1 protein-coding gene is annotated in these 13645 nt (G+C 39.7%); it reads left to right on the forward strand.

The annotated features are described in order from the left end of the window. Window positions 1–125: 125 nt before the first annotated feature. Window positions 126–13625: a DUF4347 domain-containing protein gene (locus RM368_RS08610; RefSeq protein WP_322693697.1), complete on the forward strand. Its 13500-nt coding sequence runs from the start codon at window positions 126–128 to the stop codon at window positions 13623–13625. Window positions 13626–13645: the final 20 nt, after the last annotated feature.

Genomic DNA, 13645 nt, shown 5'->3' on the forward strand with positions numbered 1-13645 from the left:
ACTTTTTCAAGTTATTTAATTTCAAAAATGTCTTAATTTTCCTATACCTATCTATGATTTATTTACTAATAAATCATGGTATGTCAGCATCCAAATATTATTAAATTTAATTAGGCAATGGCTATATGTTCATTGATAATTCTTTCAACAATCACAATTCTACATTTCCAAATACAGGATTCAATAGCGAACTCAATGGCTATGAGTTAGAAACTGGTAGACCAAAGGAGATTGCTTTTATTGATTCTGGGCTACCTGATTATCAAAGTTTGCTGAAAGGATTAGATAGAAATGTTCAAATTTTTCTATTAGACAGTAGAGGTAATGAGTTTAATCAAATTACCCAGGTTTTAAAAAATTATCAAAATTTAGATGCAATTCATCTGTTTAGTCATGGTTTGATAGGCGGAATTAAATTAGGTGACAGCCTTTTAAATCAAGAAAATTTAGGAACTTATCAAAATACGCTTTACTCTTGGGGACAGTCGCTCAACCTTGATGGAGACTTATTATTTTATGGATGTAATGTAGCCGAAGGAACAAAGGGACAGGCATTTCTGCAAAATGTTAGCCAAATTACACAAGCAGATGTTGCTGGTTCTACTAATTTAACTGGAAGTAGCCAACTTGGTGGTGATTGGGTATTAGAATATCATACTGGAACAATAGAAGCTCATATAGCTACTAATAGTTATAATCAGGTATTGGGAGATATTTCTTTAAACAACGGTGAATTAGCTTTAAAAGAAGGCTCTAGTGATATTGAAAATGTCGTTGTTTCGGTCAATGATAGTAATGAACTACTAATTAAGGATACGGTAGAAAATATTAATATTAGTGGTGATAGAATTACTCAAGTTGATGCTAAGACCGTCAAAGTAGGTATTAGTTCAATTAGTAAATTTAAAATCACTACAGATAAAGATGCACTAGATGGCGATCGCATTGATATCAACTTAAGTGGTTTGACTATTTCTCATAAATTTGATTTAGTCATTGAAGGCGATCGCTACGATGATGCAGTTACCTTCTCTGGCAATACTTCTACTTTTGGAGGAAATATTAATGTTGATGCCAGAGAAATAAATATCAATAATGGTGTTATTATTTCGAGCCGTAATACTAATGCTAACTCAGGCAATATTACCCTTAAAGGTAAAGAAATTTATATTAAAGATAATGTTCAATTATTAGCAGACGTTAATAATGTTAGTTATCAGGGCGGAGACATTAATATTGAGGCAACAAAATTTTGGATTCCTAGCAACGACCCTGCTGCTTTCTTGACTGATTTAGGTTTATTTGGTAGCTTTGATGATTCTCGGATTATTGTTGGTCAAAGCACGATTTTAAAAGGCAATAATATTAATTTAAGTACTGATACAGGTGGCACAACTGAACAGGCAAATTTACTCCAAGAATTTACCGCATCAGGAATTAGAACCTTAGCAGATTTGATTTTAGGTCTCCCGGTGATGGCAAAAGTCAAAAAAGCTGAATCCATCATCCATATTGGTAATAACTCGCAAATTATTGGTAGTGGCAATGTTAACTTAGAATCATACACCAATGCTAAAATTGACATTGCTGTAATAGGAGGAGATTCAGAAGTTGATATTTCAGATTCTAATGATTCTTTTCTGAAAAAATTTAGCTTTGGCTTAGGTGTTGCTATTACTAAAGCTGAAACTACTATTGGTGAAAATGTCATTATTAGTGCTCAGAAAAATGTTAGCATTTTATCCGATGCTTTTACGGAGTCAAACGTTGATAGTCGCACTAGCCAAAATTTAGGAATTAAACCCAGTAGCAAAGATAATAAAGCTATGGCTTTTGGTATTTCTTATACAGAAGCTAATTCCTATACTAATGTTGCTCAAGGCGCAGTAATTACGGCAGGTGGTAATGCTAATGTTTTAGCGATAGGTAACAATTATAATCAAGCAGCCGGACGTGCTTATGTTTATAAAGATGGAACTGCCGGTACGTCATTGGGGCTTGGTATTTCTCAATCTGATATTAGAACTGAAGTAAATGGCACAATTAAAGCTCAAGGTTCAACAGCAGATATTATTATTAATTTAGATGATAATAATCTTCTTGATGATAATCTAAGCACAATTAAACTACTTCAACCCCATAATTTTAAAACTGGAGATGCAGTAGTTTATAAAAATAGCGAATTTCCTGATAAAGATATTGATAATGACTCCATTGGTGGCTTAGTTAACGACGAAGTTTATTATGTAATTGTTGATAGTTCTACTCAAATTAGATTGGCAGATTCTAGGGCCAGTGCATTAGCGAAAGAGAATATTTCTTTTAATAAAGATGATAAAACCGGAACAGGTCATCATCTCCATGCTTTAAAAGGTTTGGGAACTGTAGGAGTAGGCGTAAAAGCCAACTTAGAAAGTACCGATATTGTTCAAGCAGATTCAGGCATTTTTAACAATACTTTTCTCAATAAAATTATTAACTTTGACACTTCTGCTATCACTTCGCAAGTCAAAACTACAGTAGGTGATAAATTAAAAAACTCATCAGAAGCGCAAGCTGCTCAAAACCAAAAAGATTTAGATGAGAAAGTTAAAGCTGGTGATCAAGTACAAAAACCAAGTACAGGTAAAAAACTGAGTCAAAAGGCTTTTCCTGGTACAGACACTAATAACACTGGAAGTAGCTCAAGTTGGGGGATTGCAGGTGCTTTAGCTGTCACCTATGCCAACCATGATGTTACTGCTAAAATTGGTTCTACGGCAAAGTTAGAATCAAATCAAGATTTAGAAGTTAACAGTTTCCATCAATCCATCACCCAAATTGAAGCAATTACCGCTTTAGAAAAAGTATCTGATGCTGATAAAGCTAAAGGAGTAGAAGCGCCATCTAAAGAAACTGCTATTAGTGCCTCTGTTAGTGTTGGTTTTTATGATAGTGATGTCAAAACGGAAATAGCTGATGGTGCAAAACTTGACGCTAGTAGAAATTTAGCAATTCAATCAGAAATTTCTTATCCTTTTGCTTGGAAAGATGCTGATTTAACCGATATCAGTGTTTCCGTCGATTCTTCAGAAGTAGCAAATTGGTTTACAGATTTTTTCACAGCAAATACGGATATTTTTAATGGGATTAATACAGTAGTAAGTATTCAAGCACCCCATAAAATTAAACCCTGGAGTTCTTGGACAAAAAGTGCTTCCCAGGCTGAACAAACAGGGATTTCCGGCTCAATTAATGTTTTGAGTTTTAATAATACTAATCAAACGATTATTGGCTCTAGTGTAGAAATTAACCAAAAACAGGTATATCGTAACGCCGATCAATCTGTCGCTGTCAAAGCTAAGACGGATATGACCTTGATTAATATTACGGGCGATCCGCTTGGGTTAATAGGTTCTAATTCATCAGGAGGAAAAGGTGTTGGCGGTTCAGTCTTCTTCTTAATGGCTGACAATAATACCGAAGCGATTGTCAAAGATGGTGCAAAAATTCACACAGGTGATAGTCAAAAATTCAGCCTCAAAGCTAATACCGATATTTTTAGTACAGTAGTAGCCCTTTCTGGTGGTATAGCTGAAGAATTTGGTATTGCTGGTTCAGTGGTAGTCAACTTGCAATATAACCGTACTATTGCTCAGTTAGGTAGTGGTGCAATTGTTACGGGTGGTGGATTGGATATTATCGCTCAAGATGAAACAGATCACTGGAATTTTGTCGGTGGCGTAATCCGAGGTAGTAATACCGGGATTGGTATGTCTGTGGGTGTTCATAATATTGAACGCGAAGTACAAGCTTTAATTGGTAATAGTGCTGAGTTAGCACCTGGGATTGGTACTAATATTAATGTCAAAGGAGATATTAATATTAAAGCCCTCGCAGAAGGAGATATTTACACCCTTTCTTTAGCAGCAGCAGTCATTACCCAACCGACACCAAAGACAGTCGAACCAGGCCCAAAAGTGGAAGCAACTCCTGGAATGTCATCATCAGATCCTAGTGCTGAGACAGACGATCCTGTTGATATTAATCTGATTAACAAGTCATCAGAAACAGGCAACCCCATAGATGGCATTGAAAAACGCCCAGAAGTACCGGAAGCTGCACCCAAAGATACTGCTGGTAGTAAAAATGTTACCAACGATCAGGGCAATCAAGGTAAATCAGGAATTGGTATTTCTGGGGATGTGTCAATTCATCTGATTAATGACAATGTTTTAGCTTACATTAATGATGCTGGAACAGTTACCACTCTGGGTAATGTAGCCATTGAAGCTGATAATGATACTAATTTGTTTACGATTTCTGGTTCAGCTTCCTTTGTTTCTAAACCTAATGCTTCTTCTACAGGAATTGCTGGCTCTGTTGCTGTCAATATCGTTTCTGGTGAAACTAAAGCTTATATTGTCGGCAAAAATGCGATCGCAGGCGAGCAACTTTCCTTGACAGCTAATTCTCTAACTTTAGCAGCAAATCGTACTGGAGATATCTTCTCAATTGCTGCGGGAGGTTCTGGTGCGCCCGGAACACAAGGAACTGCGATCGCTGGTTCAGTCTCCGTTAATAATCTCACGAACACTACAGAAAGCTACATTGACGGCGGTGTATTAGTTTTACTGACTGATATATTAGTTAAAGCTAAGGATGACTCGGATATTTTTGCGATCGCAGGGGCTATAGGCTATGGCGGACGAGCCGGAGTTGGTGCGGCAATTGGGGTGAACATCATTAACAATGATATCAAGGCAACCCTGAAGAACTCGACCCTAAACTATGGCGGTAAGCTAGATGTCCTGGCTGAGAATAACACTGAAATTCAAGCTTTAAGTGGAGCGATCGCTGCATCAAGCGGACAATTAGGAGGAGCGGGTACTGTTTCTGTCAATATCATCAATGGAACTACAGAAGCATCTGTTGTTAATACCCAGCAAGCAATGGGAGCAATTACTCCCACTGGTGCAATTACGGTTACAGCTAATAATAATGCCACAATCCAATCGCTATCAGGCGCAGTCGGAGCATCAAAAGAAAATGGCTTTGGGGCAGCATTGGCTTATAACGGTATTAATGATAGCACCCGCGCCTATATCACAGGTTCAACCCTGTCCACTACTAACAGCTTAACGGTTGCTGCCAACTCAGATCGGACTATTAAAACCATCGCTTTAGGACTAGCGGGAGGAAAAGATTTAGGCTTGGCTGGTTCTGCTGCTGTTAACATCATTGATGGTACTTTAGAGGCTAATATTGCTAATTCCACAATTACTTCTGGTGGCAAAGTAGAAATTAAATCTCTTGCGAATGATGATATTGAAGCTCTAGCCGGCGGTGTCGGGATTTCTTTAGGAACTGCGGGTGTTGGTGCAGCTATCAGTATCAACCAAATTAGCAATCGTAATCGCGCTTATATTTTTGGCTCTACTGTCACCTCTCAAAGCGACGTTAACTTAGAGGCCACAACCGCTTCAGAAATTTCCTCAATCACCATTGGTGGAGGAGTTGCAAAAACTTTTGCATTGGGAGGTTCAATTTCTGTCAATACCATTGATAACAGCAGTGAAGCCAGTATTGAAGGTAATTCCCAAATTCAGGCTGCAAATCTCAACATTATTGGTAAAGACAGTTCGACAATTGAATCTTTAGCTGGAAGTGTTGGTCTTTCAACAGGTACAGCAGCAGTAGCAGCGGCGATCGCTGTTAATTATATTAGTAATCAAGCCAAGGCATACATTGACAATAGTAAAGTTAATGCTACAGGTATCGTCACCTTAGCAGCTAATTCTACAAGCACTATCAAATCTCTGTCTGCGAGTGGAGCAGCTACCACTGGTACAGCCGCTGTTTCTGGATCTTTTTCGATTAACATTATTGGCGGTGGTACGCAAGCTTATATCACTCATGGCTCAAATGTTGCAGGTACAGGAATTAACCTGTCTGCCAATAATAATTCTACTATTCAATCACTAGCTGGGAACATAGCCGGTGGTGGGACAGCCGCAGTCGGAATATCTCTAGCAGTCAATGACCTAGACAACACCATATCTACTTACATTGAGAATAGCAGCGTTACAGCATCTAACAATCAGGTTAGTTTGACTGCCACATCAACTGCTAGCATCGAATCTATTGCTGTTGGCGGCGCTGGAGCGGGAACAGCCGCCGTTGGCGGTTCAGTTTCGGTGAATATCATTAACACCATTACTGATGCCCACATTAGCAACTATGCAACAGTTAACGCTGCTAACCTCATCAATGTTTTAGCTAGTGACAATTCAACTATTAAAGCGATCGCTGGTCAAGTCTCTGTTGGCGGTACAGCTGGAGTAGGTGCATCAGTTTCCACTAACTATGTCAAAAACCAAGCTCAAGCCTACATCAGCGGTTCTCAAGTCACATCTACCAATAATGGCGTGACAGTCCAAGCCACCCTTGCACCTAACATCGCTAACATCACTGCTGGAGGAGCCGGAGCGGGAACAGCAGCCGTTGGTGGCTCAGTAACAGTTAATAATATCAACACCGCTACTACCGCTTACATCAGCAATCACGCCACTGTCCAAGCACAACAAAATGTTCAAGTTCTAGCTACCAACAACGCCACCATTCAATCCCTAGCCGGTCAAATCAGTGGGGCGGGAACTGCGGCCATTGGTGCAGCTGTGGCAGTGAATAATTCCAGTAGTACAACTCAAGCCTATATTAGTGATAGTAGTGTAACTTCTACTGCTGGACAAATTAAAGCCTCAGCAACGGGAACAGGAAGTATTGAGAGTTTATCAGCAGGTGCTTCCGTTTCCGGTCAGGTAGCGTTAACCGGGTCTGTCTCAGTTAATAATATTACTGATAGCTTCGCCGCTTACACCAACAATGCCAATATATCCGCCAATAGCTTAGAAATTGCAGCTCGAGATGAAGCAACGATTAAATCCTTTGCCGGACAAATCAGTGTAGGTCTGGGGGCTGCTGGAATTGGTGCATCTGTCGCTTACAACAACATTGGCAATACTATTAAAGCTTATAGCCAAGATTCAACTATTAATACAGTTGGTAATGTTCTCATTAGTGCCGATAGCAAAGGGACAATTGAAACCGTTGCTGCTGGTGGCTCTGGGGGTCTGTATGTTGGGTTAGGCGGTTCCGTAGCTGTCAATGAAATGAGTAATAATGTCTTAGCCTATATTCAAGGTGGTAATCTCACAGCTAATGGTAGTGTGGGCGTTTTGGCTAATTCTGTTAATAGCATGACGACTAAGGGTGGTACTGTCAGTGCAGGTTTAGTAGGTGTAGGTGCAACCATTGTTGTCAATAACCTGAATAACAGTACCAAGGCTTATCTCAGCGCTGCGAATGTCAATGCTTTAGGTAACAACAGCCTTACTGTACCTCTAGCTAATGGTAATGTAAATACTGAACAGATGCGCGGTTTGGCTGTGATTGCCACTAGTAAAGAAAATCTAGAGGTGAAGATTGGTACTGGTTCTGCTGGTGCGCTAGGTTTGGCCGCAACGATCGCTGTAAATTCATTCAATGATACAACCCAAGCATACATCAATGGCGGTTTAATTAATAGTAGTAATACCGGAGCCAACGGGCAACAAAGCGTTTTTGTCAAGGCATTTAATGATAGTAAAGTCGATGTCAAAGCGGGAGCCGCAGCAGTTGGAGGTGCTGGAGTTGGGGCAACCATTGATGTCACAACTGTAAAAAATAGCACTTTTGCTTATATCAATAATGCAACAGTCAACGCTCTCCAGGATGTGGACATATCTGCAAAAACCACAAAAGAAGTTAATTCCCTTGTAGTTGCTGCATCTGGTGGTCTGGGGCTAGGAGTCTCTGGTGCAGTCTCCGTTGTCAATGTCAGTGCGGGAATGTCTGGTGATGCCCTAAAAGCTGCTAATGATACCAAGGATAAAGTCAGTAGTCAATTGTCTGACATGGATAGCATGGGTAAAGATAGTTCTGGTAAGAGCAATATCCAGACTAACAAAGGAATTATTAATAACCTATCTAGTAGTCCTAGTGGCATTCAAGGTACAACCGCCTTTATTTCTGGCACAGTGACTGCTGGGGGGCAAATTAACATCCTGTCCGATGAGACCACCAAACTAGGTATTACATCGGGTGCTGTTGCATTTGGTGGCTCTTTGGGAGTAGGTGGTTCTGTAGGTATTGGCAATATTACTCATAATACCTCGGCTTATATCGGTGCAAATACGAATTTAACAGCGGGTGGTAATATTTTCGTTCAGGCGCAGGGATTGGTTGATTCTAGCAAAGTGCAAGCGATCGCTGGTGCTGCTGGCGCGGTAGGATTAGGTGCAGCAGTTTCTTACCTGACTTCCCAAAACAATACCACTGCCTATATCGGTGCAGGGGCAATTATCAACCAAGCTAATAATGTTAATGTGCTGGCTGGTTCATCTTCCGATGTAAAAGTAGAAAGTTGGGGTGCATCTGTGGGGGCGCTTGCTGTTGGGGTGGTGATTGCCAATGCTCAAGAAACGGGAACTACTCAAGCTTATCTCGGTAATGGCATAAAAATCCAAAATACGAATAACCTCAACGTCAATGCAACAGCCAAAGAAGCGGTATCATCTGTTGCTCAAGCAGCATCTGGTGGTATTGCTGCCGGTAGTGGCTCAGTGCCTACCGCTAGCGTTAGCCCCACTGTTAAAGCCTATGTTGACAATAACGCTCATATTCAAGTTGCCAAGGATCTACAAATTATTTCCGATGTCACAATTGATGGAGATGCCGAAGCCAAAGGGGTTAGTGCTGGGTTATTGGCTGTAGGTGTTTCTATCGCTGAAGTTAACTCTAATCCCAATATTGATACTCATGTGGGAACAGATGTAGTTATCAATGCCAACAACATCACTGTCCAAAGTCGCTTAGGAAAACCCGTAAGTACGGAAGATACGTCATTTAATCCCGCTAATGCAGTGAATAACGCAAAAGACACCATCAATTTAGGCAAAGATAGCGGCTTGCAAACTGGAGAGCAAATAGTTTACCTGAATGGAGGCGGTACTGATATTGGCGGATTAGCTAACGGCACAAACTATCAAGTCATCAAAGTTGACAACCAAACAATAAAACTCGGTAGTGAGTTCGACGCATCCCAAATTAATGTACAAGCTAATACGATCAAATTTAGTTACAATCATGCTTTTCAGAATGGGCAGCAAGTTATATATGAAGCAGTGGGTGGTGCAGCAATTGGTGGTTTAACTTCAGGAACTAGTTACTATGTCAAAGTACTTGATAGTAAAACAATTCAACTAGTACCAACTTGGCCGGAACCGCAAGTTACCCAAGGAGCAAAACTCTCAGATATCACTAGTAATCAAATTACAATCAACGCTCACGGCTTTAACAATGGCGATGCAATTACCTATCAATCTCGTTCGGCTCAGTTTACCGTAGTCAATACCATTCCCCAGGATGCTAAAGGTCAAAACAATATCTTTAACTTAGAAGCAGATATTAAGGATAAAAATACGATTAATTCTGCTAAACACGGGTTCGACGACGGTGAAGAAGTAATCTACAGTACTGTTGGTGCAGCTATAGGCGGTTTAGTTAACGGACAAAAATATTTTGTCAAGAAAGTAGATGACAATAACTTTAAGCTGTCAGCAACAAAAGGCGGAGCAGATATCGATCTGACTAGCGCATCTCAAGGTACTAGCCATAAAATTACTGCTGTCAGCGTGCAGGGATTAGAAGCAGGCAAAACCTATTATGTAGTTGGAGCCAATACCAATAATTTCCAATTAGCAGCAACCAAAGGAGGAATGGCGTTAACCTTAGATAAAACAGGATTAACGGGAACAGGAACAAATTACCTCTTCAGCAAAGATAACGCTATTGATTTAACCAGTGCTTCCATAGGCGAACATAACCTTCACTTTGATTTGAATAATGCTACAGCAACAGGAAGCCAACATTCCTTATCTTCTGGGGTAGCTGCAACTGTACCCAGTCAAGGGGATAATAAATTTTCAGCCTCTTCTCAAGCTTCAGCTGGCGCTCTGGTGGGTGGTACTGGAACAAAAACCACTCTTAATATTACTCCAACGATGACAACTTATGTCGGCGATCGCACTGCCATCACTGCTACAGGCAATGTCTCGATTACTGGTGTGTCTAGCGTAGCTATCACAGGTGCTACTGATGCCGATATTGCCGGCGCGATCGCTGTTGGAGCGTCTGAAATTAATGTTAATATCAATAACACAAATAATACTTACGTCGGTAATTCTGCCCAAATTAAAGCTGATGGTAATGTAGAAATTACTGGACAATCAGACCAAACCCTAAGTGTTCGCAGTTATGGTGGCGCAGGTTCAGTGATTACTTTTGCTGATTCTGATGCCCATGCTAATATCACCCACAATACTACGACTACAATTCAAGACAATGCCAAGATAGTTTCTAATGATGCTTTGCTGGTTCGCTCATCTAGTAACACAGACGCAAATGTGAAAGCCGTTGGTGATGGTGTTGGTTTCTATGCTGATGCCGATGCAAGTAGCAGTATTAAATTTGACGGCAGTAACACTACAAATATTAATGCGAATGCTCGTTTAGAAGGGCGTAATTTAACCGTTGAAGCTACTGTTGATAGGCTCAAGGTAGAATCTCGCTCTGAATCAGAAGGTGCAGGCTTAATTGGTAACATTGATGCCCATGCCAAGGTAGATTTAACTGGTACTGATGCAATAGTAAATCTTGGCTCAGGTGCCAATCTTAAAGGCGATATTGTTACCCTTGATGCTCAGTATAAGACAGTTAGCAGTAATGCGATCGCTCTGGCAGATTGTGATGGACTCGGTGGAGATACAGATTCTGATGCCACCAATATTATGCCTATCACTGCCAAAATTTGGACAGATAGCACTTCCAGCATTCAAGTCAATACCCTGAATGTTAAAACTGATTTTGAAACTTTCAATAAAACCACAAATGCCCACAGTGATAAAGCCTGGGAACTCGATCTTGGTTTGTTTACCATCACAATGGACTTTGGTTCGGAAGATAAAGAAGAAAACTATAAACCTACACCAATCATTGATTTCAATTCAACTGTCATTTTAGATAGACGCGATGTTAACCCCGTTCTAATTGTTGACAAAAACGGCAATATTACTCAGCAAAGCGATAACATAATTGCTAAAGTCACTGCTACAGAAGTTATTATCAATGACATTGAGAATGTCAAAGTTGGTGGCGTGAATTTTATCATTACCCAGCGCAGTAATGAAATGTTTAACAATGGAGCGTTTATTGATAAAGGAAAATATACCGTTGTCGATCCAGCCTATGAGACAGTGCAAATTGAAAATAACTCTAATCTCAATCTTGTCATCAATAATATATCTGTAATTAATTTAGTCGGACTACCAGAGATTAAGTACGATCGAGTCAATGTTAATAGTAAAACCATTGCAACTAGCAACATAGCTCCCCAAGATCCACTTCCTGTAAATCCCACCGTTATTACCATTGAAAATAACGGTAATTCTAATCTAATTCTCCAAGGTGCAATAAATAGCCCTCACGATCGCACTGTTCTCTACAGTGGTGGTAGTATTCTGAGTAGTGGCGCTGACCAAAAAATTATTACCCGTGACCTCACATTAACAGCTCTCAATGGTAGCATCGGTACAGATGCACAAAGGATTGTAGCGCAGATCGAGCAAGGTTATAACCCTGTTACGGTAGACGTACCTTCTAGTAATATCGATTTACAAATACAAGCACAAAACTCCATTTTCCTTGACTTAACTGCAAAACAGCTAAATAGCAATCCTGTCACAGTGAATGTTGCAAAAATGACAGCTAATACAGGAGATGTTAACCTGCTGATTCAACAAACCACGGATGCATCAGATACAGCTGTCTCTGCACTTTATGACTTCACTAAGATTGTTGCTGGCAACGACATAATTATTGATGCTGGCACAACTACCACTAACATTAAAGGTAATACCGATTTTGTTAGCAATACTTCGTTTTTAAATGACGATAGTCTCACCAATATCGATGGTAATACTACTACAATCAAAGGCTTACTTGATGTGGTGACAGGAGGTTATATTAATCTCACTGAGGTAGCTGGTGGGCTAAACATCAAACAAGTTGTTAGTGCTAAAGATTCCATTCAAATAACAGTTACAGAAACGACTAGCCAATATGAAAGTCTCCTCTTAATAGATAGTGCTAACGTTAGTGCAGCAAAGGACATTAACTTTTCAGTTGGCGATAACTTCCAAATTAATACCACTGCCACAATCACTGCTGGTCAAAATGTTGTGATTAAAGCCGATGATAATAATCAGGATGCCAACGGTAGTTTAGTCAATATTTTTGGTGCTATTTATTCCCAATGGACGGAAATTTACAGCGATAAAGATCCAGATATCTTTAACATTCGTAGAATAGATAGTCAAACTTATGTTTGGTCAAAAGCAGGCAACGATACAATTAATGTTGGTAGTAAATACCCAAATATCGCCGGACTTCTCGACAACATTGACGCTACTTTAATCATAAGTGGTGGTATTGGTAGCGATACTCTTAATATCGATGACTCTGGAAATACCAAAGATAACATTGCCACGATTGGAGATAACCAAATTCGTGGCTTAGGAATGGGTGGATGGATTAACTATGGTAGTTTTGAGAAACTGAATGTGAAAACAGGTTTGGGTAATGATGTTTTGACTGTAGAAAGCACACATAATGGCGAAACTAACATAGATACAGCCAATGGAAATGACAACATTTATATTAATAGTATTTACGGCGTGACTACAGTCAGAAGTAGTAATGGTGATGACAATATCACTGTTAGCAGTTCTCAACAATTATTAGATGATATTGCCAATAACCTCACCATCAGTGGTGGTATTGGTAGCGATATTCTCAATATCGATGGCTCTGGAGATACCAAAGATAACATTGCCACGATTGGAGATAACCAAATTCGTGGCTTAGGAATGGGTGGATGGATTAACTATGGTAGTTTTGAGAAACTGAATGTGAAAACAGGTTTGGGTAATGATGTTTTGACTGTAGAAAGCACACATAATGGCGAAACTAACATAGATACAGCCAATGGAAATGACAACATTTATATTAATAGTATTTACGGCGTGACTACAGTCAGAAGTAGTAATGGTGATGACAATATCACTGTTAGCAGTTCTCAACAATTATTAGATGATATTGCCAATAACCTCACCATCAGTGGTGGTATTGGTAGCGATATTCTCAATATCGATGGCTCTGGAGATACCAAAGATAACATTGCCACGATTGGAGATAACCAAATTCGTGGCTTAGGAATGGGTGGATGGATTAACTATGGTAGTTTTGAGAAACTGAATGTGAAAACAGGTTTGGGTAATGATGTTTTGACTGTAGAAAGCACACATAATGGCGAAACTAACATAGATACAGCCAATGGAAATGACAACATTTATATTAATAGTATTTACGGCGTGACTACAGTCAGAAGTAGTAATGGTGATGACAATATCACTGCTAGCAGTTTCCAACAATTATTACAGGGCAATGTTAACCAAGGATATATTAAGTTAAACAAAGTAAAAGGTTGAATGATTAAGCGAAGATTGTT

It is taken from the genome of Nostoc sp. DedSLP03 (assembly GCF_034530815.1).
Lineage (GTDB): Bacteria > Cyanobacteriota > Cyanobacteriia > Cyanobacteriales > Nostocaceae > Nostoc.